We start from the raw sequence: 23978 nt of genomic DNA, 5'->3' as shown, positions 1-23978 counted from the left end.
CATGGCCAGCCTTCAGCCCGCCTTGCCACCGATCCCGGTCACGGTGGTCACCGGCTTTCTCGGGGCCGGCAAGACCACCTTGCTGCGCGGCCTGGTGCAGCGCCGCCAGTCGCGCCGGCTGGCGCTGCTCATCAACGAGTTCGGCGAAGTCGCCATCGATGGCGACCTGTTGCGTGCCGAGGGCGATGCGCAGGGTCACGTGCAGATCCAGGATTTCGCCCACGGTCTCATTGCCTACGGCGACGATGAACATTTCGTCCCCGCCATGCTGGCCCTGGCCGCGCGCCGGGCGCAGATCGACCATGTACTGATCGAGACTTCCGGTCTGGCCCTGCCCAGCGCGGTGATGGAGGTGCTGCAATCGCCAGAACTGGCACCGCATTTCGTGCTGGACGCGACATTGGCCGTGGTCGATACCCCGCTGCTGCTGGAAGACGCCTTTGCCAGCGGCGATGCCGTACGCGATGCCACGGCGCAGCTGTTCCGCCAGCAACTGGAATGCGCCGACGTGGTGGTCCTGAACAAGATCGACGGCATGGAAGAAGCGCCCCTGCTGCACGCCGAAGAGCGCGTGCGTGCGCTGGCGCCCAACGTGCGCTTTCTCGAACTGGCCTATGGCGCCCGGCTGGACATCCGCCTGGCGCTGGGCTTGCGACTGCATCAGGCGGGCACGGCCGTGCATCATCACTACACCCAGGTGAGCATGCCGGGCGAACGCGCCACGGTGGCGGCCGACCAGTGGCGCTTCAATGGTCATGCGCATTCCGGCCTGGGGGCGCACAGTCACGGCTTGTCCACCCACAAGCATTTCCACGAACAGGACCCGGGCTGGCAATCCTTCACCCTGCGCAGCAACGCGGCCCAGGAGGCCGAGACCTTGCGCCGCGCCGTGGTGGCCGTGGCGCTGGACCAGCCCATCCTGCGCACCAAGGGTTTCATCGCCACCGGCGAGGGACGCACGCAGTTGCTGCAAGCGGTGCGGGCCCGCGCCGTTGTCGCCGCCGTCCAGGGTGAGAAGGGGGCGGGGCGGTCGGAACTGGTCTTCATCGGCTACCATCCCAGCCGCGCACGCGTGGCGCAATTGCTGTCATCACTGACGGCGACCGAATGGCATTGATTTCGTAGCAGTATCCAGAAAGAAGCACATCATGAAAACCGATCCCGAATCGCACAAGCGCATGACCCAGCGCCACAAGGAGGGCTTCGAAAAGAAGAAGGCCGCCGCCCAGAAAGAAAAGGGTCTCCTGATCGTCAACACCGGCACCGGCAAGGGCAAGTCCAGCGCCGCTTTCGGCATGGGCATGCGCATCCTCGGCCACGGCATGAAGCTGGGCGTGGTGCAGTTCATCAAGGGCGCGCTCTACAGCGCCGAACGCGACTTCCTGGGCGGCCACGCCCGCTGCGACTTCCACGTGGTCGGCGAGGGCTACACCTGGGACACCCAGGACCGCGAGGCCGACATGCGCACCGCCGCACGCGGCTGGGCCGAGGCCGTGCGCATGATCCAGGACCCCAGCTATGACATGGTGATCCTGGACGAACTCAACATCGTCCTCAAATATCACTACCTCGATCTGGAAGGAGTCTTGCGCGTCTTCGCCGCACGCCGCGAGATGCTGCACATCGTCGTCACCGGCCGTCATGCGCCGGAGGCGCTGATCGAACAGGCCGATCTGGTCAGCGAGATGCGCCCGCTCAAGCATCCCTACAAGGAGCAGGGCGTGAAGGCGCAGAAAGGCGTGGAATTCTGATGACGCATCCAGATCACCGTTGCCCGGCGCTGTTCATCTCAGCCCCCGCTTCCGGCCACGGCAAGACCACCATCACTGCCGCCCTGGCCCGCCTGTACCGGCGCCAGGGCAAGCGCGTGCGGGTGTTCAAGACCGGCCCCGATTTCCTCGACCCGATGGTGTTGGAGCAGGCCAGCGGCCAGCCGGTGGTCAACCTCGACCTCTGGTTGGGTGGTGAAGATCATTGCCGCCGCCAGGTGGCGCTGGCTGCGGCCGAATCGGACGTGTTGCTGGTGGAGGGCGTCATGGGCCTCTTCGATGGCGAGCCCAGCAGCGCCGATCTGGCGCAGTTGCTGGGCATTCCCATCGTGGCCGTCATCAATGCGCGCGGCATGGGGCAGACCATCGGCGCGCTGGCCCAGGGCCTGCTGGCCTATCGTCCCGAACTGCAGTTCGCCGGCGTGCTGGCCAATGGCGTGGCCAGTCCGCGCCATGCGCAGATGCTGCGCCAGGGCTTGCAGAATGCGCGCCCTTCGGTGCCGCTGTTGACCGGCCTACAGCGCGACATGCAATTCGCCTTGCCCGAACGTCACCTGGGCCTGGTGGCTGCACCCGAGGTCAGCGATCTGGATGCGCGGCTGGATGCCGTTGCTGAAAGAATGTCAGCGACTTCACTGGCCAATCTGCCGGCCCCGGTGGATTTCGGTACGCCCCCGCCGGAACGCGCTTTCCCGCGCCTTCTGGAGGGCAAGACCATCGCCGTGGCGCGTGATCTGGCCTTTTCCTTCATCTACACCGCCAACCTCGATCTGCTGGCGCAGATGGGGGCCACGCTGGCCTTCTTCTCGCCGCTGGCCGATGAGCCCTTGCCCGCCTGTGATGCGGTCTGGCTGCCGGGCGGCTATCCCGAACTGCATCTGCCCGTGCTGCAGGCCGCGCAGCGCACCCAGTCCAGCCTGCGCGCCCATGCCGAGGCCGGCAAGGCGCTCTATGCCGAATGCGGCGGCATGCTCTTCCTGCTGGAAACCGTCATCGCCGGCGATGGCAGCAGCGGCCAGCTATGCGGCATCCTGCCGGGCCAGGCCACGGTGCAGCCGCGCCTGCAAGGGCTGGGCTACCAGACCCTGCAACTGAACCTGCCGGGGGCGATTGGCGAGCATCTGCGCTGCCATACCTTCCACTATTCGCGTGCGGTGGTGGGCGCGCAATTCATGGCGCGCGGCGAGCGCCTGTTCGATTCCTCGGAAGGGGAGGTGGTCTACCGCCGTGGCCAGGTCACGGCCACCTACCTGCACGGCTATTTCCGCTCGGCGCCGCGCACGGTGGCGGCGCTCTTCGGGGCAGGCGCATGAGCGATCCCGTGGCCCATCGCTATCCGCAGGAGCAGGTCGATGCGGTGTACCGCGCCATCCGCGAGCGGCGTGACATGCGTCATTTCCTGCCTGATCCGGTCGCGCCGGAACTGCTGGAACGCCTCCTGCAGGCCGCGCATCATGGCCCCAGCGTGGGCTTCATGCAGCCCTGGCGTTTCCTGCGCATCCGCAGTCCCGGCTTGCGTGCGCAGATCCACGCGCTGGTCGAACAGGAACGCATCGCCACCGCCCGCGCGCTGGAGCAGCGCGAGGACGAATTCATGCGCCTGAAGGTGGAAGGCATCCGCGAGTGCGGCGAGCTGCTGGTGGCTGCGCTCATGGATCAGCGCGAGCGCCACATCTTCGGTCGCCGCACCCTGCCGCAGATGGACCTGGCCTCGCTGTCCTGCGCGCTGCAGAACCTCTGGCTGGCCGCGCGCGCCGAAGGGTTGGGGATGGGCTGGGTCTCGCTCTTTGATCCGGCCGCGCTGGCGCAATTGCTGCATCTGCCGCAGGGCGCCGAACCGGTGGCCGTCCTGTGCCTGGGCCACGTGCCCGCTTTCTACGACAAGCCCATGCTGGAACAGCAGCAATGGGCACAACGCCAGCGCTTGCAGGATCTGGTCTTCGAGGACCGCTGGCCGGCGCAAGGAGAACCGCAAGCATGACCACGCCATCCCCCACGCCACGCCGCAGCCTGATCTTTGGCGCTGCCCGCAGCGGCAAGAGCGCCCATGCCGAGCGTCTGGCCCTGGCCGCGCTGGAGGCCGGTGCGCGCGAGATCGTCTACCTGGCCACCGCCAATCGCGCCGCCAGCCGGGACGACGCCGAGATGCAGGCGCGTATCGCTCATCACCAGCAGCGCCGCATCGCCCTCGGTGGTCACTGGCGCACCGTGGAAGAACCGCTGGCCCTGGGCGCGGCACTGCGCGCGCACAGCCGCGCCGATACCGTGGTGCTGGTCGATTGCCTCACCGTGTGGCTGGCCAACCTGCTCTTTGCCGAGGGGCTGGATTATCCCGAACTGGGGCCGATCACGCCGCCGCCCGCCTTTGCGCAGCAGCGCGCGGACTTCCTGCTGGCCTTGCAGGAGCTGCCCGGACCGGTGCTGCTGGTGTCCAATGAAGTGGGCATGGGCATCGTGCCGCAGGGCGCCATTTCGCGCTGGTTCGTCGATGAGGCAGGGCGCTTGAACCAGGCCGTTGCCGCCTTGTGCGAACGGGTGCAATGGGTCGCGGTGGGCCTGCCGCTGACCTTCAAGGACATCTCATGCTGAGCGGCCTGTCCTGGCCGTCGCTGGCCGTGCTGATGGCGCTGGGCATTGCGCTGGACCTGCTGCTGGGCGAGGCGCGGCGCTGGCATCCGCTGGTCGGCTTCGGCAACCTGGCCAAGCGCATCGAGGGCGCACTCAATCACGCTCCCGCACTGCGCCTGCGTGGTGTGCTGGCGTGGTGCCTGGTGGTGTTGCCGCCGGTGCTGGCCTGCGCCTGGCTGCTGGCCGCGCTGCCCGGCTGGCTGGCGGCGCTGCTGCATGCGGGGTTGCTGTATTTCTGTATCGGCCTGCGCAGCCTGCGCGAACACACGCTGCCGATTGCCCAGGCACTGGCGCAGGGCGAGCTGGCCCAGGCGCGCCGCCTGACCTCCTTCATCGTCAGCCGCGACACGCGCGAGGCCAGCGAAGAAGACCTCGCCAAGGCCGGCGTCGAATCCCTGCTGGAAAACGGCAACGATGCCGTCTTCGGTACGCTGTTCTGGTTCCTGGTGGCCGGTGGTCCCGGCGCCTTGCTGTTCCGGCTGGCCAATACGCTGGACGCCATGTGGGGCTATCGCAATGCGCGTTTCCTGTATTTCGGCTGGTCTGCCGCCCGCATCGATGATGCCCTCAACTGGCTGCCCGCGCGCCTGACGGCGTTTTCCTATGCGTGGCTGGGGCAACGTCGTCAGGCCCTGGATTGCTGGAAGGCACAGGCGCCCGCGTGGAGCAGCCCCAATGCCGGCCCCGTGATGGCTGCCGGTGCCGGTGCGCTCGGCCTGGCCCTGGGTGGGCCTGCGGTGTATGACGGCGAACTGGAGCAGCGCCCGCCGTTGGGCCGGGGCCTGCCGCCGCAAGGGGCCGACATCGTGCGCGCCTGGCGCCTGGTAGCGATGAGCACCGCGCTGTGGCTGGCCGTGGTGTGGGCGCTGGCACTACTGTGGCTGGCAGCGGGAGCGGGCCATGCTTGAACACGGCGGCAATCTCAACGACGCGGCCCGTCATTACGGCCGCCCTCGCACTGACTGGCTGGATCTCTCCACGGGCATCAATCCTCGTCCTTACCCGGCGCCGGCACCTTCTGCGGATGCCTGGCATCGCTTGCCCGAAACTTCGCACGCACTGGAACAGGCCGCCTGCGACTACTACCGCGCCCCCCGCCTGCTGGCGGTGGCCGGCACCCAGGCGGCGATCCAGGCGCTGCCGCAATTGCGCCTGCAGCAGGATGGCCGCCCGGCCGAGGTGATCGTGGCCGCGCCCATCTACGCCGAACATGCGCACTGCTGGCGGCGCGCCGGGCATGCCGTGCGCGAGGTGCCGTATGACGGGCTCGATACAGCCCTGCGCGAAGGCCGCTGCCAGGTGCTGGTGCTGTGCAATCCCAATAATCCGACCGGTGCCACGGTCGCCCCCGAAACGCTGCTGCGCTGGACCGCGATCCTGGCCGCCCGGGGGGGCTGGCTGGTGGTGGACGAAGCCTTTGGTGACACCTCGCATGGCGACAGCGTGGCGGCGCTGAGCGACCAGCCGGGCCTGATCGTGTTGCGCTCGGTCGGTAAATTCTTCGGCCTGGCGGGCTTGCGCCTGGGCTTCGTAGGCGCTGCACCGGCGCTGCTGGAGACCCTGGCCGACTGGCTGGGCCCGTGGTCCATCAGCGGCCCGGCCCAGCAGATCGGCACTGCAGCCCTGCGCGACCGCCACTGGCAGGCCGCCACGCTGCAGACCTTGCTGAGCGAAGGCCAACGCCTGCATGTGCTGCTGGCGCGACACGGCATCCAGGCCAGCGGCACGCCGCTGTTCCAGTGGTGGCCGGAGCGCGAGGCTGCGGCGTTTCATGCAGCAATGGCGTGCGAAGGTGTCTGGGTACGCCTCTTCACGCGCGGTGCCGGTGGCATCCGCCTTGGCCTGCCGCCGGATGAAGCGGGCTGGTCGCGCCTGCAACACGCCCTGAACACATGGAGCCAACGTGGCTGAGTTTCCCTTCCATACATTGATGATCCAGGGCACCACGTCCGACGCCGGCAAGAGCACCCTGGCCGCTGCGTTGTGCCGCCTGCTGAAGAAGGATGGCATCAGCGTCGCCCCCTTCAAGCCGCAGAACATGGCCTTGAACAGCGCCGTCACCAGTGACGGCGGCGAGATCGGCCGGGCCCAGGCGCTGCAGGCGCAGGCCGCCGGCATCGCGCCCCACACCGATATGAACCCGGTGTTGCTGAAACCCTCCAGCGATACCGGCGCACAGGTCATCGTGCATGGCAAGGTGCGCGCCGACATGAACGCCCGCGACTATCACCGCTACAAGACCGAAGCCATGCAGGCCGTGCTGCAATCCTACGAGCGCCTGCGCGCGCAGTATGCCTGCGTGATCGTGGAGGGGGCGGGCAGTCCGGCCGAGATCAATCTGCGTGCGCGCGACATTGCCAACATGGGTTTTGCAGAAGCGGTCGATTGCCCGGTCATCATCGTGGCCGACATCGATCGGGGCGGTGTGTTTGCGCACCTGACCGGCACTCTCGATTGTCTTTCCGAGAGCGAACGGGAGCGCGTGATCGGCTTCGTCATCAATCGTTTTCGGGGCGACATCAGTCTCTTGCAGGGCGGCCTGGACTGGCTCGAAGCCCGTACCGGCAAGCCCGTGCTGGCGGTGCTGCCGTATCTGCATGGCCTGCATCTGGATGCCGAAGATGCCGTGGTGGCCACCCAGGAGAGCAGGGGGGATTTTCGTATCGTGGTGCCGGTCTTTCCGCGCATCAGCAACCATACCGACTTCGATGCGCTGCGTGCGCATCCCGGAGTGGACTTGCGTTTCGTCGGACCAGGGCAACCGGTACCGCCGGCCGATCTCATCATCCTGCCCGGCAGCAAGAACACGCGCGGCGACCTGCGCTGGCTGCGCGAACACGGCTGGGAAGAGGCCATTGCGCGCCATCTGCGTTATGGCGGCAAGCTGATCGGCATCTGCGGCGGCTTTCAGATGCTGGGGGAGAGCGTCGATGATCCGCATGGCGTGGAAGGCGCGCCCGGCAGCAGTGTCGGCCTGGGTCTGCTGCCGATGCGGACCGAACTGACACGTGAGAAGAAATTGCTGCAGGTCAGCGGTCAATGCGCCTTCAGTGAGACGGCCGCCACGGTCAGCGGCTACGAGATCCATATGGGCGTCTCCTGCGGACCGGCGCTGGAGCGTCCTGCATTCGTCATCGATGGGCGCGGCGAGGGTGCGCAATCTGCGGATGGGCAGATCCTGGGCAGCTACCTGCACGGCATGTTCGATACGCCGCAAGCCTTTGGCGCGCTGTTGGCCTGGGCCGGATTGGCGGGAACCGAGCCGGTGGATCTGGACGCGCTGCGCGAGGCCAGCCTGGAGCGTCTGGCCGAATCCTGCCGGCCCTTGTATGCGGCCTTGCAGCGGGTGCCGACGCGGTTTGCGCGGAAATGATACGGCGCGACGCCAAAGAAAATCCCGGCCTTGCGAGCCGGGATGCGGGATGAGGGAGGGGCTGATGAAGATCAGGCCAAGGCTTCCCTGGCAGCTTCCTCCGGCGTCAGGCCGTCGTAGAAGAGGTCGGTAAACCATTCAACCTGTTCCTCGATATGCTCCTGCGCCTGATCCAGCGTGGCGCCGCCCTTGACCAGGAATTGCTCGACTTCGGTACACCACTGGATCAGGGCTTCGGTTTCCGGATCCAGTTTCTCTTTCTTGGCCATGATGCCTCCTTGCTTCGGTGATGATGGGCGTGAGTGCCCTGTGCAAGGATAGGGGAAGCCGGCGTTCAGGGGGGAATTTTCTTTGCCGCGCGCGTCGTCCTTCTCAGCAGGAGCGCCATTAAGCCCAGCAAATAGTGAGGGAATAATGAGGAAAATGTTGAATTGATGTAAGCGCAGTGCGACGAATCGTAAAAGAGTTATCCCGGCCTGTGCCTAAGCCCCACACTAGCGACCGTTCACATTCTCCCGGGATGACGCCTTGGGGAGCGGCCAGCAGACCTGGCCTGCCATGCTCGGAGATCCTCGCCGCCACACCGCACCGGCGCGGCGTTGCGAGGGGGCAGGCCAAGGGGGATGGTCACTCGTAATCCCGGATTGCATGTGAAACGGCCGCAGGCCAGGGAAGACATCCTTCCTTTCATATCGTCCGTTCAGCCATGCCGCGCGTACGTGGCCAGCCAGTCAGGGGCGGACGAGTTCGACTGACCAGAACCCATCCAATAACTCCAGGCCGCCTACACATGACTGCCCAATCTTCTGCCCCACCGGTCCGCCGCCCTCTGCGCTGGCTTGTCGCCCTCGTTGTCCTGCTGCTGATCATCGCTGCGGGCTGGTTCCTGTCGCACAAGACAGGTGGACGTCGACCCTTCCCCAACATGGACATGCCGACCCCGGTGCAGGTCGGTGCCGCCACGACCGGGGATGTCCCGGTCACCCTGACCGCCCTGGGGACGGTCACCGCCAACGCCAGCGTGACCGTGACCAGCCGTATCGACGGACATCTGCAGGCGGTCTACTTTACCGAGGGGCAATACGTGCAGAAGGGGCAGCTGCTGGCGCAGCTCGATACCCGTGCCTACCAGGCAGAAGTGGTCCAGTACCAGGGCACGCTGGCGCAGAGCCAGGCCCAGCTGGTCAGCGCCAGGCAGACCCTGGATCGTTACGAGCGCCTGTTTGCCAAGGACTCGCTGGCGCGCCAGGACCTGGATACCCAGCGTTCCACCGTGCAGCAGTACGAAGGCGCGGTCCAGGCCGCTCAGGGCCAGATCCAGGCCGCCCAGCTCAATATCCAGTACGGCCGCATCACCGCGCCGGTGAGCGGTTATGCCGGCCTGCGCCTGGTCGATCCGGGCAACGTGGTCCACGCCAGCGATACGACCGGTATCGTCACGATCACCCAGACCCATCCCATCGCGGTGAAATTCAGCATCCCCCAGGCCAACCTCAAGTCGATCCTGGGGCCCTTGCGCCAGGGCAAGACCTTGCCGGTGCAGGCGCTGGAGCAGCAGGGTACGCAGACCATCGCCAGCGGCAAGCTGATGTTCATCAGCAACGAGGTCGATTCGACCACCGGCAGCGTGCAGCTCAAGGCTCTGTTCGACAACAACGATGATGCGCTCTATCCGAACCAGTTCGTCAATGTGCGCCTGCAGGTGGATACGCTCAGGCAGGCCGTGCTGGTGCCCGCGTCCTCGGTGCAGCAGAGCGATTCCGGCAAGTACGTGTTCGTGGTCAATGCCGACAATACCGTGCGGCGCCAGGTGGTGAGCACGGGACCGGTCACCGATGACGGCCGCATCGTCATCAGCACCGGTGTCAACGCAGGCGACCAGGTGGTCACGCAGGGCATCGATTCGCTCACCAACGGCAGCAAGGTCAAGCTGGTCAAGGCGCAGCAGGTCGATGCCAGCGAGCTGGAGAACGCGCCTCAACACCGCATGCACATGGGTCCGCCGGGACGTTGAAGCGATGAATCCATCCAGTCTCTTTATCCGGCGGCCGGTTGCCACGCTGCTGTTGATGATCGCGGTGGTGCTGTCGGGGCTGTTCGCTTACCGTACGCTGTCGATTTCGGCGCTGCCGCAGGTGGACTATCCCACCATCCAGGTCACCACGCTCTATCCGGGGGCCGGCCCGGAAGTGATGACCACCGCCGTGACCGCACCGCTGGAGCGCCAGCTCGGCCAGATGGCCGGGCTGGCCCAGATGTATTCCACCAGTGCCGGCGGTGCCTCGGTCATCACGCTCAAGTTCAATCTCGCGCTGTCGCTGGACGTGGCCGAGCAGGAAGTGCAGGCGGCCATCAATGCGGCCAATGCGCTGCTGCCCTCGGGCCTGCCCAACCCGCCCACCTACAAGAAGGTCAACCCGGCCGATACCGCCGTGCTGACGCTGGCGGCCACCTCCGAATCGCTGCCGCTGACCCAGGTGCAGGATCTGGTCAATACCCGCATCGCCCTGAAGCTGTCGCAGGTCTCCGGTGTGGGGCTGGTGACGCTGGCGGGCGGCCAGCAACTGGCCATCCGCGTGCGGGCCAATCCGACCGCGCTGGCCGCGCATGGCCTGACACTGGAAAATCTCTACAACGTCATCAACAACGGCAACGTCAACGGTTCCAAGGGCGGCTTCGATGGTCCGGCCCATTCGGTGACCATCGATGCCAATGACCAGCTGCGCAGCGCCGAGGAGTACGGCAATCTGGTGGTGGCCTACCAGAACGGGCAGGCCCTGTTCCTGCGCGATGTCGCCAGCATCGAGCAGGCGCCGGAAAACGTCTACCAGGCGGCCTGGGCCGGCACCAAGCCGGCCATCGTCATCAATATCCAGCGCCAGCCGGGCGCCAACGTGGTCCAGGTGGTGGACAGCATCAAGGCCTTGCTCCCCTCGTTGCAGCAGAGCCTGCCCGGCGCGGTGAAGCTGGAGATCCTGAGCGACCGCACGCAGACCATCCGCGCTTCCATTTCCGACGTGCAGTTCGAGCTGATGCTCTCCATTGCGCTGGTGGTGATGGTGTCCTTCCTGTTCCTGCGCACGGTGTCGGCCACGCTCATTCCCAGCGTGGCGGTACCGCTGTCGCTGGTGGGAACTTTCGGCGTGATGTATCTGGCCGGTTTTTCCCTGAACAACCTGACCCTGATGGCGCTGACCATTGCCACCGGCTTCGTCATCGACGATGCCATCGTGGTAGTGGAGAACATCCAGCGCCACCTGGAAAATGGCGACAGCCCCATGGAGGCCGCCTTCAAGGGATCGCGCGAGATCGGCTTTACCATCATCTCGCTGACGTTCTCGCTCATTGCGGTGCTCATTCCGCTGCTGTTCATGGGGGACGTGGTGGGGCGGCTGTTCCGCGAATTCTCCATTACGCTGGCCGTCTCCATTCTGGTGTCGATGCTGGTCTCGCTCACGCTCACGCCGATGTTGTGTGCCTATCTGCTGCGCCATATTCCGTCCGAGCAGGAAGGACGTTTCGCCCGCTGGAGCGCCGGCCGTTTCGATCGCCTGTTGCAGGCCTATGAGCGCAGCCTGGGCTGGGTGCTGCGACATCAGCGCCTCACGCTGGTGGTGGCTGCCGCCAGTCTGGTGTTGACGGCGCTGCTGTACATGGCCGTACCGAAGGGCTTCTTCCCGATCCAGGATACCGGGCAACTGCTGGGGGTGACCACGGCACCGCAGAATGTCTCGTTCGCGGAAATGTCGCGCCGTCAGCAGGCGCTGGCTGCGGTCATTCAGCAGGACCCTGCGGTTAAGTCGATCTCCTCGGTGGTGGGGGTGGATGGTGCCAACAATACCTCGCTCTCCAATGGCCGTCTGCAGATCGAACTGAAGTCCTTCGATGAGCGCAGCGACCGCGCACCGGCCGTCATCGAGCGCCTGCGCGCGGCAGCGGCGCAAGTGCCGGGCATCAGGCTCTATCTGACCGCCAGCCAGGACCTGAGCGTGGATGATCAGGTCACGCCGAGCCAATATCAGCTCACCCTGTCCACGCCGACCCAATCCGATCTGGAAACCTGGGCGCCGCGCCTGCAGGCGGCACTGGCCAGGCATCCCGAATTGCGCGACATCACCAGCAATCTGCAGAACAGCAGTCCGGTGGCCTACGTCGACATGAACCGCATGGCGCTGGCGCGCTACGGCCTCACCGCCACCGACGTCGATACCGCCTTGTACAACGCCTATGGACAGCGCCTGGTCTCGACCATCTTCACCCAGGCCAACCAGTACCGCGTGGTGCTGGAAGTGGCGCCGCAGTTCCGCCAGGATGTGTCGGCCTTCGATCAGCTGTACCTGGCCAATGCCAACAGCACATCGGGCAGTTCCGGCAGTACCTCAGGCAGCTCCAGTTCAAGCAGCAGCTCCGGCAGTTCCGGTAGTTCGGGCAGCACCGCCAGCAGCTCCAGCAGTTCCTCGACTGCTGGCAGTACCACGCTCACGCCCATGGTGCCGCTGCGCAATGTGGCGCGCATTCAGGAGCGGGTGGGCTACCAGAGCCGTTCGCGTCTGAACCAGACGCCGGCCGTGACTCTTTCCTTCAATCTGGGCCAGGGCTATTCGCTGGAGCAGGCACGCGCGGCCGTGAGCGAGGCGGTGCAGGAGATCGGTCTGCCCGACACCATCAGCCTGCGCTACCAGGGGGCGGCACAGGCGTTTGCGTCGGCCACCTCCAATACCTTGTGGCTGATCCTGGCGGCGGTGATCACGATGTACATCGTGCTGGGCGTGCTCTATGAGAGTTTCATCCATCCGGTGACGGTGCTGTCGACCCTGCCGTCGGCAGCCATCGGTGCCTTGCTGGCCCTGTTGCTGAGCGGATCGGACTTCAGCCTCATCGCCCTGATCGGGGTGATCCTGTTGATCGGCATCGTCAAGAAGAACGCCATCATGATGATCGACTTCGCCCTGCAGGCGCAGAAAGAAGGCAAGAGCGCCTTCGATGCGATCCGGCAGGCCTGCGTCATGCGTTTCCGTCCCATCATGATGACCACCATGGCCGCGCTCCTGGGCGCCGTGCCGCTGATGCTGGCGACCGGCTCCGGTGCCGAACTGCGGCGTCCGCTGGGGCTGGTGATCGTGGGCGGGCTCTTGTTGAGCCAGTTGCTCACGCTCTTCACCACGCCGGTGATCTATCTGTTCTTTGAGCGGGCAAGCGTCGTCGTCAGGCGCCGCTGGGCCGCCCGTGCATCCAGCCTGGGTGAGTCCGCATGAATTTGTCGCGTCCTTTCATCCTGCGCCCGGTTGCCACGCTGCTGCTGAGTCTGGCGCTGACCCTGCTGGGCGCGCTGGCGTACCGGATGCTGCCGGTGGCACCGTTGCCGCAGGTGGATTTCCCGACCATCATGGTCACCGCCAGCCTGGCCGGTGCCAGCCCGGAAACCATGGCCGCGACCATTGCCGCGCCGCTGGAACGGGCCATGGGGCAGATCGCCGGCATTACCGAAATGACCTCCAGCAGTTCGCAGGGCTCCACCAACGTGATCGTCCAGTTCGACCTGGAGCGCGATATCGATGGTGCCGCCCGTGACGTGCAGGCGGCCATCAATGCGGCGCGCAGCCTGCTGCCCAGCAGCTTGAAGAGCTTGCCCACCTACCGCAAGGCCAATCCGGCCGATGCGCCCATCCTGCTGCTGGCCCTGACTTCCAAGACGGTGGACAAGGGCAAACTCTACGACCTGGCCTCCAGCAAACTGCAGCAGACCATTGCGCAGGTGCAGGGGGTAGGGCAGGTCTCGCTCATGGGCAGCGCCTTGCCTGCGGTGCGCATTGAATTGCAGCCGCAGCAGTTGAGCCACTACGGGATTTCGCTGGATACGGTGCGCCAGGCCGTGGCCAATGCGACCACCAACCTGCCCAAGGGCGAACTGCAAGGCGAGGGCATGCACTGGTGGGTGGATGCCAACGGCCAGCTGACCAAGGCCAGCGACTACACCAACCTGGTGGTGAGCTACCAGAACGGCGCTGCAGTCAAGCTCTCCGACGTGGCCCGGGTCTATGACTCGGTGCAGGACCAGTACGTGGCAGGCTACTTCAACGATTCGCCTTCGGTGATGATGGGTATCACGCGCTCCTCCGGCGCCAACATGCTGGCCACCATCGACGCCATCAAGGCGCAGCTGCCGATCCTGCAGCAGATGCTGCCCAAGGAAGTGCAACTCAGCCTGGCGATGGACCGCTCGCCCTCGATTCGCGGATCCCTGCACGAAACCGAGCTGACCTTGCTGATCTCGACGCTGCTGGTCATTGCCGTGGTCTTCCTGTTCCTGCGCAATGCACGGGCGGTGCTCATTCCGGCGGTGGCCTTGCCTATCTCCCTCATCGGCACCTGCGCGGCCATGTATCTGCTTGGATACAGTCTCGATACCCTGTCCTTGATGGCACTGATCATCGCCACCGGCTTCGTGGTGGACGATGCCATCGTGGTGCTGGAAAACATCAGCCGCCATCTGGAGGAGGGCGCGCCGCCCCTAAAGGCGGCGCTGGACGGCAGCAGGGAAGTCGGCTTTACGGTGCTGTCGATGACGGCTTCGCTCATTGCCGTGTTCCTGCCCATCCTGCTCATGGGCAGCATCGTGGGCCGCCTGTTCCGCGAGTTCGCCGTCACCCTGTCGGTGTCGCTGGTGCTGTCGATGATCGTTTCGCTGACCTTGACGCCGATGCTGTGCTCGCGCCTGCTGCGCGCCCACAAGCGCGATGCATCGGGTGCGGCGGTGCGGCCCAATGTGTTTTATCGCGCCATCGAGCGTGTCCTCGATGGCGTATCAAACGGCTATGCCCGCAGCCTGGAATGGGTCATGCGCCACAAGCGCCTGACCTTGCTGAGCCTGGTGCTGACGGTGGCATTGAATCTGTTTCTCTTCACCGCCGTACAAAAGGGCTTCTTCCCCGATCAGGACACCGGCATGCTGATGGGCCAGATGCGGGCTGATCAGGCCGCGTCCTTCCAGTCCGTGCATCCGCAGTTGCTGGCCTTCAGCCGCTTGATCCAGAGCGACCCGGACGTGGCCTCGGTCATGGCCTCCACCGGAGGCGGGGCGTTCGGTTCGCGCAATACGGCCAATTTCTTCGTCAGCCTGAAGGACGCCAGCCAGCGCAAATCCACCGCCACCGAAATCGCCAACCGGCTCACGCGCAAGGCCAGCGGCGTGCCGGGCGCGTCGCTGTTCCTGATGGCCGGGCAGGACCTGCGCATGGGCGGACGCAGCGCCAATGCCACCTACCAGTACAGCCTGCAATCGGATTCGCTGGAGACGCTGCGGGAGTGGTCGCCGAAAGTCTATGCCGTGCTGCGCAAGCTGCCGGAACTGACCAGCGTGGACACCGATGCACAAAGCGGCGGCCAGGCCGTCAAGCTGGTGATCGACCGCATCGCGGCGCGCCGGCTGGGACTGGAAATGACGAACATCGATGACTTCCTCAACAATGCCTTCAGTCAGCGCCAGGTCGCCACGCAGTATCAGGCGCTGAACCAGTACTACACCATTCTTGGCCTGGCACCCCAGTACACCCAGGATCCCGAGGTACTCAAGCAGTTGTTCGTGCTCAACAGCGCCGGCAATGCCGTGCCGCTGTCGGCCTTCGCACGCCTGCAAAGCGCCAGTGCGCCGCTGGCGGTGGCGCACCAGAACCAGAGTGCCACCACCACCATCGCCTTCAACCTGGCCGATGGCGTTTCGCTGCAACAGGCCAAGGCGGCCATCGATGCGGCCGTCATCAGCCTGGGCCTGCCCGGCAGCATCCATGGCGGCATGCAAGGCACGGCGCAAGCCTTCGTGGCCATGGCCAGCGCCATGCCCTGGCTGATCCTGGCGGCGCTGCTGGCGGTCTATATCGTGCTGGGGATGCTCTACGAGAGCTGGATCCATCCCATCACGATCCTCTCCACCTTGCCCTCGGCCGGCGTGGGGGCCTTGCTGCTGCTGTTGGCGACCAACACGCAATTTACGGTGATCGCATTGATCGGCGTGCTGCTGTTGATCGGCATCGTCAAGAAGAACGCCATCCTGATGGTGGACTTCGCTCTGCACGTCGAGCGACAGCACGACTGGACACCGGAGCGCGCGATCTTGGAAGCCTGCCGCATGCGCCTGCGTCCTATCCTGATGACCACCCTGGCAGCCCTCTTCGGGGCCTTGCCGATGGTGCTGCAAACCGGCGGTGACGCCGCGCTGCGCCGTCCGCTGGGTCTGACCATCTGCGGAGGCCTGGCCCTGAGCCAGCTTCTGACCCTCTATACCACGCCCGTGGTCTATGTCTACATGGACCGCCTGGGCAGCGCGGTCAAGCGCTTCTGGCGCCGTCGCCGGCCGCGTCCGTCCGTTCCTGCTAGCGAGAATTGATCACTATGCCTTCTTTGACTCCATCACTGCGCCCGCGTCCCCTGGCCCTGGCTTGCCTGCTCACGCTGCTGGCCGGTTGCGCCGTGGGTCCGGACTATCATCGTCCCGGCGTGGATATGCCCATCGCCTACAAGGAGGCAGCCGGCTGGAAACAGGCGGCACCGTCCGACGACCAGCCGCGCAGCGCCTGGTGGCAAGCCTTCGGGGATGAACAGCTCGATGCCCTGATGCGCCAGGTCGAGATTTCCAACCAGAACGTGGCGCAATACGCGGCCCAGTATGCGCAGGCTCAGGCGGTGGTGCGCCAGGCCGATGCCAGCTTCTATCCCACCGTCACGGCCACGGCCAGCGGCACGCGCAGCGGCAATGCTTCCGGCACCACGGGCAGCAAGACCAGCACCAGCAGCACCACCCGCAGCGGCGTGAGCAATGAGGTCTCGGCCTCGGGCAGCCTCAGCTGGGAGCTGGACCTGTGGGGCAAGCTGCGCCGCACGCGCGAAGAAGACGTGGCCAGCGCCCAGGCCAGCCGGGCCGATCTGGCCAATGCATTGCTGAGCGCGCAGTCCAGCCTGGCGCAGGATTATTTCGCGCTGCGCATTCTGGATGAGCGCATCGCCCTGTATGAAAAAACGGTGGCGGCCTACACCCGCTATGCCAGCATCGTCGAGAACCAGTATGCCGAGGCCCAGTCGTCCCGCGCGGACGTGGCGCAGGCGCGCAACCAGCTGGAGTCGGCCAAGGCCTCCATGCATGACCTGGCCTGGCAGCGTGCGCAGTACGAGCACGCCATCGCGATCCTGCTGGGCAAGGCGCCGGCGGCGTTTTCGCTGCCTGCCGTCATCGGCGGCCAGATGCAGGTGCCGGTCACGCCGGTGGGGCTGGCCTCCACGCTGCTGGAGCGACGCCCGGACATCGCGTCCTCCGAACGCAGCATGGCCAAGGCCAATGCGGCCATCGGGGTGGCCATCGCGGCCTATTATCCGGACCTGACGCTCTCGGCCAGTGCCGGCTTCCAGAACAGCAGCGCCAGCAAGCTCTTTACGGCGCCGTATCGCTTCTGGTCGCTCGGTCCCTCGTTCAGCCAGACGCTCTTTGATGGCGGCTCCATCAAAGCCCAGGTCGAACAGGCCCGCGCCAGCTACGATGCGGCGGTGGCCAGTTATCGCCAGACGGTGCTGACAGCCCTGGGGCAGGTGGAAGACTATCTGGCCAAGATGCGCATCATGGAATCCGAAATGCAGGCCCAGCAGGCCGCCACGGATGCCGCCATCGTCTCGGCCCGGGTCACGCGCGATCAATACGAGGCGGGCAAGATCAATTATCTGGACGTGGCCACCACCGAGGCCACCAGCCTCTCCGCCCAGCAAAGCCTGTGGGAACTCAAGGGTACGCAGCTGACTACCAGCGTGCAGCTGATCGTCGCCCTGGGCGGCGGGTGGCATGCCGATGAAGCTGAGGCATCGCCCGCAGTCCATCAGACCGACAAGAAACCGGCCAAGAAACCGGCCAATTGATGGCAGGGCGGCCAGGGTGCCACCCTGTACCTGCACCCGCCGCAGAGCTGCGTTATTGCAGCAACTGGCTGCCGCTGGCCGGTGCGTTCGCCATTGCGCTGGCCAGCACCGCTGCCGCCGAGCGCGTCTCCACGCCCAGCTTCACGAAGATGTGTTCCAGATGCTTGTTGACCGTGCGCGGGCTCATGCCGAGGATCTCGGCGATGTCGCGGTTGGTCTTGCCCTTGCCCAGCCACAGCAGCACGTCGCTTTCGCGCGGGGTCAGGCGGCAGCTTTCCAGCGTGGGCGGCAGGCTCATGCCTTCGTCGCTACGCAGGGCGGCGCTCGCGGTCTTTTCTTCCAGCACCAGGCTCACGCCATGGCCCTGGCCGGGGCCGGACAGGGTGATGTGCAGGGCATCCTGCTGGTGCCGCACGATCAGCGGCGGCACATGGTCCAGGCTCTCGCCCTGACGCTGGCGTACCAGCTGTTCGTTGAGCCAGACCTGCAAGGGCGCGGGCAGCTTGTGGCTGGTGGGTGCGGCCGGGCCGTAATATTTTTCCAGCCATTGCGAGGCCTTGCTGGTCTGCCACATCGGCAGGCCATTGCCGCCCAGCACGATCACCGCATGGGCGGCATGTTCCAGCACGCCGCGTGTTTGCGTCATCATGCGCGCGGTGCGAATGTGAGCACCGATGCGCGCCACCACCTCCTGCGGACGGATCGGTTTGGTCACGTAGTCGATGCCGCCGACCTCGAAGCCGCGGACCACGTGCTCGGTCTCCGACAAGCCCGTCATGAACACCACCGGCACATGCGTCACGCGCTTGACCTGCTTGATGCGGCGACAGGTCTCGAAGCCGTCGATGCCGGGCATCATGGCGTCCAGCAGGATCAGGTCGGGCGTGATGTGGTCCAGCCGCTCCAGCGCCGCCAGTCCATCGGTGGCAACCAGCACGATATGGCCGCTCTCATCGAGCGCGTCGGACAACATGGCCAGGTTGTCGGGCATGTCATCGACGATCAGCACCACGTGTCTATCGAACGTCGTTGAGATCATGTCGGATCAGCTCCTTGATGCGGGTGACGTATTCATTCAATCGGAATTGCTTGACCAGTTGCCGCAGCTCGGTGGTGAAGGGCAGGTAAGCGGGGTGCTGGCGCTCCATGGCGTCGAGCTGGCGCAGGATTTCCTTGGCATAGCCGATGCTGCCCAGTTCCAGCAGGGTGGCCAGCTTGTCTTGCGCGGGCACCAGCATCAGAGGTTGTGCTGCTGGAGTGGAGGGCGTCTGTACCATGGCCGCTTGTGCAGCGGGTTCGGCCGTCGCCACCCAATCCAGTTGCAGATGCTGCCTGATCTTGAGCAGCAATTCGTTGTACGACACCGGCTTGACCACGAAGTCGTTCACCAGCGGCGGTTCGTTGCGCTCATGCAGATTCTCGAAGGCATTGGCCGAGACCAGCAGGATGGGCAGTTGCGTGAGCCCGCGCGCACGGATGGCGCGCGCCACGCTCCAGCCATCCATCTGCGGCATGGCGATGTCCAGCAAGAGCAGATCCGGTACCTGCTGTCCCAGCCGCTCCATGCAGGCCAGGCCGCTGTCGGCTTCGCTCACCGCAAATCCCAGGGGAATGAGCATGTCCTTGAGCAGGCGCCGTTGCGAAGCCTGGTCATCCACGATCAGGATGTGGCGCGAGGGACCGGTGTAACCGGACATCTGGTCTTCGAGCTTGAGCCGTGGACGCGGTACGTGGACCTCGGGCAGGTAGATCTTCAAATGGAAGCTGCTGCCCTGGCCGACCCGGCTCTGCACGCTCAGTTCGCCGCCCATGATGTGCACCAGCATGCGGCTGATGGCCAGGCCCAGCCCGGTGCCGATATCTTCGCGCAGATTGGCCGCACTGCTGCGCTCGAAGGGCAGGAAGATGCGTTCCAGGTCCTCGTCGGCAATGCCGATGCCGGTGTCGATCACATCGAAATACGCGATCTCGCGCGCATAGCGCAGCTTGAGCGTGACGCCGCCGTGGTCGGTGAATTTCACCGCATTGCCCAGCAGGTTGATGAGGATCTGGCGCAGCCGCTTCTGGTCGGCGTGCACGATCTGTGGCAGGCGGCCGCTCTTCTCGAAACGGAACTGCAATCCCTTCTGTTCGGCCTGCGGCGCGAACATGCCGACGATCTGTTCCAGGAAGGCTTCCAGCGCCAGTTCGTCGGAGGCCAGGCGCATCTTGCCGGCTTCGATCTTGGCGATGTCGAGCAGGCCGTCGATCAGGCTCAGCAGGTGTTCGCCGCTGCGACGGATGATGGCGATGGCTTCCTTGCGGGCCGGTGGAATGGTGGCGTCTACGTGCAGGATCTGCGCGTAGCCGAGGATGCTGTTCAAGGGCGTGCGCAATTCATGGCTCATGCCGGCCACGAAACGGCTCTTGGCCAGGTTGGCGGATTCGGCCGCTTCCTTGGCGCGCTGCAGTTCGGCGTCGGTCTGCTTGTGGGCTTCGATTTCCTGTAGCAACAGATTGGTCTGGCGTTCCGATTCCTCCTGGGCCACGGCGCGGCTTTCGTTGGTCAGCACCAGCCACCAGGCACCGACGCCCACCACCACCAGCAAAAGACAGAACAGCTTGATGAAGACGCCCCGCAGCGAGTCGGGGGCCGAGAGCGTCAGTCCGGAGAGATCGGCCATCTGCTGGAAATACAGCATCCACAACACAATCGCCAGGCCACCCGCCAGCAGGCCGAACACGCTCAGGTAATGCCCGAGGCGGGTATTGAGCTTGACCGCAAAGCGCGCCGGGATCAGCTGGCGCAGGGTGTGCAGGATCTGATTGGGCAGCCTTGCGCGCGGTGTCTTGCAACGGTCCTTGCAGCGCGCATCCAGCGAACAGCACAGCGAACAGATGGCACCCTGGTAGGCCGGACAGTGCGCCATGTCCGGCGTTTCAAAGGCATTGCCGCAGATCACGCAGTCCAGTACCGGATGCGCCTGGCCGGGGGTGACAGGCCGATAGTTCTGTTCGGACAGCGTATCGCGGCGGGCGATGTAGTAGCGGCTGCCGGTGGCCAGCGCGATCAGGGGCGCCGTCACCAGCGCCGTGCCCAATGCGATGAAGGGGGCCATCGCTGCGATCGTCTTGCCCATCACGCCTGACATGGCCAGCGTGGAGAGCAGGGTGGCGATGGCCATCGAGCCCACTCCGACCGGGTTCACGTCATACAGGTGGGCGCGCTTGAATTCGATGTGCGCCGGGCTCAGGCGCAGCGGCTTGTTGATGACCAGATCGGCCACCACCGCGCCGATCCATGAAATGGCCACCAGACTGTAGAGCGCCAGCACGTGTTCCAGCGCATTGAAGACGCCCAGTTCCATCAGCAGCACGGCAATCAGCACATTGAAGACCAGCCACACTACCCGGCCCGGATGGCTGTGCGTGAGGCGCGCAAAGAAATTGGACCAGGCCAGCGAACCGGCATAGGCATTGGTGACGTTGATCTTGATCTGCGAGACCACCACGAACAGCACCACCGCCCCCAGTGCGAAGGCCGGATTGCCGAACACGTACTGGTAGCCGATCAGGTACATCTGCGTCGGCTCCACGGCGCGCGCCATCGGCACCTCATGCTGGATGGCGAGAAAGGCCAGCAGCGTGCCGCCCAGCATCTTGGCGCCGCCCAGCAGGATCCAGCCGGGGCCGGCCAGCAACAGTGCGCTCCACCAGCGGCCGCGATTGGCGGCGGTCTTCTGCGGCAAAAAGCGCAGGAAGTCGACCTGTTCGCCCACTTGTGCGATCAGCGAGAAGGCCACAGTGGCCGCCGCGCCGAAGAGCGTGAGATTGAAGGAGCTGCCTTCCTCGGCCCGGCCGGCAAAGCTCACCAGGTTGGACAGCGCTTCCGGTTCCTTGTACAGCACGCAGGCATAGGGCAGCACCAGCAGCACCAGCCACAGTGGCTGGGTCCACATCTGCAGTCGGTTGATGAGGGTGATGCCGTAAGCCACCATGGGAATGATGATGAGCGAACAGAGCACGTAGCCATACACCAGCGGCAGGCCGAAATAGATCTCGATGGCTTGCGCCATGATGGCCGCTTCCAGCGCGAAGAAGATGAAGGTGAAGCTGGCATAGATCAGCGAGGTAATGGTCGAGCCGATGTAGCCGAAGCCGGCGCCGCGCGTGAGCAGGTCCATGTCCACGCCGTAGCGGGCGGCGTAGTAGCTGATGGGCAGGCCGGTGGCGAAGAACAAGACCATCACGCACACGATGGCCCAGAAGGCATTGGTGAAGCCGTAGCTCAGAGTGATGGCACCGCTGATGGCTTCCAGCGCCAGGAAGGAGGTCGCGCCCAGGGCCGTGTTGGCCAGGCGGAATTCGGACCAGCGGCGGAAGGACAGCGGCGTATAGCGCAGCGCGTAGTCTTCCAGGGTCTCGTTGGCGACCCAGGTGTTGTAGTCGCGCCGGACCTTGACGATGCGTTGTGTGGCGGGAAGGGTCACGTTGGCTCTTGGTGAGGTCAGGGATCCGAAGGGTCGTTGTCGTCAGTGCCTTGTCAGGCTCGTTGCGGCGCACACGCTCTGCGCTGCTCGTGTTTATGGTCAAGCAATTTTCAAACCATTCGCAGCGGGAGGGCATACGTCAAATGACGTAGATGCCGCATGGCATCGCATGAGAATTCACCAAAACGTAGCGGCCTTTGCAAGCGCCGTCGCTGCATCCCGACGCCGTGCGCCGGCAGTGCGCACCAACAGCAGGCAGGCCGTGGGCGAAAGCTGTGCAGGCCGGTATCCCGCACCAGCAGAGGGCTTACGTCAAACAACGTATTGTTGCGCTGCACCGGCGAACCTATTCTGCGTCCCAGAACGAAGGGCAGACGGCAGGTGCGGTGCGCATCTCTCTCACCTTGCGGGTAGTACCTCGCCGCGGCCTTCGTTTCATCGCTTGCATGACGCCACGATGGCCCAGACCGAATCCAACAACAACGCCCGAAAGGAGTACCGCATGTCGCATTCCTCGTCTTCCAATCCTCCCTCGTTCCCGCGCCGCAAGATCCTGATGGGCCTGGCTGCCGGTGCGGCAGCAGCGGCCCTGCCGGGCATGGCCTCGGCCCAGCAGTATCCGACCGCCAAGGTCAATACCACCAAGCTGGCCATCACCGATACCGAAGTCACGGTGGGCCAGCTGCACTCGGCCACGGGCACGATGGCCATCAGCGAGACCGGTTCGATCCAGGCTGAACGCCTGGCCATCGACCAGATCAATGCGATGGGCGGCATCCTCGGCCGCAAGATCAAGATCATTCAGGAAGACGGTGCCAGCGACTGGCCGACCTTCGCCGAGAAGGCCAAGAAGCTGTTGGAGAACGACCGCGTGGCAGCCGTCTTCGGCTGCTGGACCTCGGCTTCGCGCAAGGCGGTGCTGCCGGTGTTCGAGAAGGACAACGGCCTGCTGTACTACCCGACCTTCTACGAAGGTCTGGAGCAATCCAAGAACGTGTTCTATACCGGGCAGGAGGCGACGCAACAGGTGCTGGCGGGCCTGAACTGGGTGGCCAAGGAAAAGAAGGCCAAGACCTTCTTCCTGGTCGGCTCGGACTACATCTGGCCGCGCACCTCCAACAAGATCGCCCGCAAGCACATCGAAAACGTGCTCAAGGGTTCGGTGGTGGGCGAGGAGTACTACCCGCTGGGCAATACCCAGTTCGGTTCGCTCATCAACAAGATCAAGCTCAAGAAGCCGGACGTGATCTTTGCCGACGTGGTGGGCGGCTCCAACGTGGCCTTCTACAAGCAGTTGAAGGCCGCCGGCGTGACCGCCAAGACCCAGAACCTGCTGACCATCTCGGTGACCGAGGATGAAATGCTGGGCATCGGCGGCGAGAACGTGGAAGGGTTCTTCGCCTCAATGAAGTATTTCCAGAGCCTGGACAACCCCAACAACAAGAGATTCGTGGCCGAGTTCAAGGCCAAGTTCGGTGCCAATTCGGTCATCGGTGACGTCACCCAGGCAGCCTACCTCGGCCCCTGGCTGTGGAAGGCTGCGGTGGAAAAGGCCGGCAGCTTCGACGTCGACAAGGTGGTGGCCGCTTCGCCCGGCATCGAACTCAAGACCGCACCGGAAGGCTACGTCAAGGTCCACGAAAACCATCACCTGTGGAGCAAGACCCGCATCGGTGAAGCCCAGAAGGATGGCCAGTTCAAGGTGGTCTACGAGTCCGAGCTGATCGAGCCGAATCCCTTCCCCAAGGGCTACCAGTAAGGCGGTCCGGCAACTGGGCGGAATCGTCGCATCCCGGTCGTCCTGAGCAGGTCCGCAGGGCCGTATCGAAGGCGTTCCTGAGC

16 protein-coding genes are annotated in these 23978 nt (G+C 65.0%); 13 read left to right on the top strand and 3 right to left on the bottom strand.

The window, feature by feature from the left end; genetic code table 11:
• Position 1: 1 nt before the first annotated feature.
• The 8 genes from AACH55_RS14245 to AACH55_RS14210 are packed head-to-tail and all read left to right on the top strand — an operon-like array spanning position 2 to position 7770.
• Positions 2 to 1117 (top strand): GTP-binding protein, encoded by a 1116-nt coding sequence (locus tag AACH55_RS14245; RefSeq protein ID WP_338715226.1) that lies wholly within the window; start codon positions 2 to 4, stop codon positions 1115 to 1117.
• A gap of 31 nt (positions 1118 to 1148) precedes the next feature.
• On the top strand, positions 1149 to 1751 hold the full coding sequence (cobO, locus tag AACH55_RS14240; protein WP_338715225.1) for a cob(I)yrinic acid a,c-diamide adenosyltransferase: 603 nt from the start codon (positions 1149 to 1151) through the stop codon (positions 1749 to 1751).
• Positions 1751 to 3082 carry a cobyrinate a,c-diamide synthase gene (locus AACH55_RS14235; RefSeq protein ID WP_338715223.1) on the top strand — a complete coding sequence of 444 codons (1332 nt, stop codon included), beginning with the start codon at positions 1751 to 1753 and terminating at the stop codon, positions 3080 to 3082. Before cobO ends, AACH55_RS14235 begins: the two co-directional genes overlap by 1 nt.
• A complete protein-coding gene (bluB, locus tag AACH55_RS14230) occupies positions 3079 to 3750 on the top strand; it encodes a 5,6-dimethylbenzimidazole synthase (RefSeq protein ID WP_338715222.1) in 672 nt (223 codons plus the stop codon). The genes AACH55_RS14235 and bluB overlap by 4 nt, the downstream gene beginning before the upstream one ends.
• The gene (cobU, locus tag AACH55_RS14225) at positions 3747 to 4358 is read left to right on the top strand and encodes a bifunctional adenosylcobinamide kinase/adenosylcobinamide-phosphate guanylyltransferase (RefSeq protein ID WP_338715220.1); all 612 of its coding nucleotides are present in this window, start codon (positions 3747 to 3749) and stop codon (positions 4356 to 4358) included. The genes bluB and cobU overlap by 4 nt, the downstream gene beginning before the upstream one ends.
• The gene (cbiB, locus tag AACH55_RS14220) at positions 4352 to 5305 is read left to right on the top strand and encodes an adenosylcobinamide-phosphate synthase CbiB (RefSeq protein WP_338715219.1); all 954 of its coding nucleotides are present in this window, start codon (positions 4352 to 4354) and stop codon (positions 5303 to 5305) included. Before cobU ends, cbiB begins: the two co-directional genes overlap by 7 nt.
• Positions 5298 to 6308: a threonine-phosphate decarboxylase CobD gene (gene cobD, locus AACH55_RS14215; protein ID WP_338715218.1), complete on the top strand. Its 1011-nt coding sequence runs from the start codon at positions 5298 to 5300 to the stop codon at positions 6306 to 6308. Before cbiB ends, cobD begins: the two co-directional genes overlap by 8 nt.
• Complete coding sequence (locus AACH55_RS14210) at positions 6301 to 7770, top strand: cobyric acid synthase (RefSeq protein WP_338715217.1); 1470 nt, start codon at positions 6301 to 6303, stop codon at positions 7768 to 7770. Before cobD ends, AACH55_RS14210 begins: the two co-directional genes overlap by 8 nt.
• 71 nt (positions 7771 to 7841) lie before the next feature.
• Here the strand turns inward: AACH55_RS14210 and AACH55_RS14205 are convergent, their stop codons facing one another.
• Positions 7842 to 8039 (bottom strand): hypothetical protein, encoded by a 198-nt coding sequence (locus AACH55_RS14205; RefSeq protein WP_338715216.1) that lies wholly within the window; start codon positions 8037 to 8039, stop codon positions 7842 to 7844.
• Positions 8040 to 8560: 521 nt separating this feature from the next.
• Between AACH55_RS14205 and AACH55_RS14200 the strand changes: the two genes are divergently transcribed.
• The 4 genes from AACH55_RS14200 to AACH55_RS14185 are packed head-to-tail and all read left to right on the top strand — an operon-like array spanning position 8561 to position 17667.
• A complete protein-coding gene (locus AACH55_RS14200) occupies positions 8561 to 9784 on the top strand; it encodes an MdtA/MuxA family multidrug efflux RND transporter periplasmic adaptor subunit (RefSeq protein ID WP_338715215.1) in 1224 nt (407 codons plus the stop codon).
• A 4-nt stretch (positions 9785 to 9788) separates the two neighbouring features.
• Entirely contained in the window at positions 9789 to 13025 is a 3237-nt protein-coding gene (locus AACH55_RS14195) for an efflux RND transporter permease subunit (RefSeq protein WP_338715214.1), read from the top strand.
• Complete coding sequence (locus tag AACH55_RS14190; protein ID WP_338715213.1) at positions 13022 to 16153, top strand: efflux RND transporter permease subunit; 3132 nt, start codon at positions 13022 to 13024, stop codon at positions 16151 to 16153. Before AACH55_RS14195 ends, AACH55_RS14190 begins: the two co-directional genes overlap by 4 nt.
• Positions 16154 to 16158: 5 nt before the next feature.
• Positions 16159 to 17667: an efflux transporter outer membrane subunit gene (locus AACH55_RS14185; RefSeq protein WP_338715212.1), complete on the top strand. Its 1509-nt coding sequence runs from the start codon at positions 16159 to 16161 to the stop codon at positions 17665 to 17667.
• Between the two features lie 52 nt (positions 17668 to 17719).
• Here the strand turns inward: AACH55_RS14185 and AACH55_RS14180 are convergent, their stop codons facing one another.
• Together AACH55_RS14180 and AACH55_RS14175 are read right to left on the bottom strand one after the other, a co-directional pair.
• Complete coding sequence (locus AACH55_RS14180) at positions 17720 to 18706, bottom strand: response regulator transcription factor (protein WP_338715210.1); 987 nt, start codon at positions 18704 to 18706, stop codon at positions 17720 to 17722.
• A complete protein-coding gene (locus tag AACH55_RS14175; protein WP_338715208.1) occupies positions 18684 to 22136 on the bottom strand; it encodes an ATP-binding protein in 3453 nt (1150 codons plus the stop codon). The genes AACH55_RS14180 and AACH55_RS14175 overlap by 23 nt, the downstream gene beginning before the upstream one ends.
• A gap of 502 nt (positions 22137 to 22638) precedes the next feature.
• On the opposite strand from AACH55_RS14175, the gene urtA reads away from it, so the two are divergent.
• Positions 22639 to 23895, top strand: a complete 1257-nt coding sequence (urtA, locus tag AACH55_RS14170; protein ID WP_338720302.1) for an urea ABC transporter substrate-binding protein — start codon at positions 22639 to 22641, stop codon at positions 23893 to 23895.
• Positions 23896 to 23978: the final 83 nt, after the last annotated feature.

It is taken from the genome of Herbaspirillum sp. DW155, assembly GCF_037076565.1.
Lineage (GTDB): Bacteria > Pseudomonadota > Gammaproteobacteria > Burkholderiales > Burkholderiaceae_D > Herbaspirillum.
Note: the sequence above shows the minus strand (reverse complement) of the source record. Positions and strands in the feature narration are given on the sequence as shown.

Coding starts and splice junctions, on each gene's coding strand:
- AACH55_RS14245 (WP_338715226.1), top strand. CDS start 2: ATGGCCAGCCTTCAGCCCGCCTTGCCACCGATCCCGGTCACGGTGGTC.
- cobO (WP_338715225.1), top strand. CDS start 1,149: ATGAAAACCGATCCCGAATCGCACAAGCGCATGACCCAGCGCCACAAG.
- AACH55_RS14235 (WP_338715223.1), top strand. CDS start 1,751: ATGACGCATCCAGATCACCGTTGCCCGGCGCTGTTCATCTCAGCCCCC.
- bluB (WP_338715222.1), top strand. CDS start 3,079: ATGAGCGATCCCGTGGCCCATCGCTATCCGCAGGAGCAGGTCGATGCG.
- cobU (WP_338715220.1), top strand. CDS start 3,747: ATGACCACGCCATCCCCCACGCCACGCCGCAGCCTGATCTTTGGCGCT.
- cbiB (WP_338715219.1), top strand. CDS start 4,352: ATGCTGAGCGGCCTGTCCTGGCCGTCGCTGGCCGTGCTGATGGCGCTG.
- cobD (WP_338715218.1), top strand. CDS start 5,298: ATGCTTGAACACGGCGGCAATCTCAACGACGCGGCCCGTCATTACGGC.
- AACH55_RS14205 (WP_338715216.1), bottom strand. CDS start 8,039: ATGGCCAAGAAAGAGAAACTGGATCCGGAAACCGAAGCCCTGATCCAG.
- AACH55_RS14200 (WP_338715215.1), top strand. CDS start 8,561: ATGACTGCCCAATCTTCTGCCCCACCGGTCCGCCGCCCTCTGCGCTGG.
- AACH55_RS14195 (WP_338715214.1), top strand. CDS start 9,789: ATGAATCCATCCAGTCTCTTTATCCGGCGGCCGGTTGCCACGCTGCTG.
- AACH55_RS14190 (WP_338715213.1), top strand. CDS start 13,022: ATGAATTTGTCGCGTCCTTTCATCCTGCGCCCGGTTGCCACGCTGCTG.
- AACH55_RS14185 (WP_338715212.1), top strand. CDS start 16,159: ATGCCTTCTTTGACTCCATCACTGCGCCCGCGTCCCCTGGCCCTGGCT.
- AACH55_RS14180 (WP_338715210.1), bottom strand. CDS start 18,706: ATGATCTCAACGACGTTCGATAGACACGTGGTGCTGATCGTCGATGAC.
- urtA (WP_338720302.1), top strand. CDS start 22,639: ATGTCGCATTCCTCGTCTTCCAATCCTCCCTCGTTCCCGCGCCGCAAG.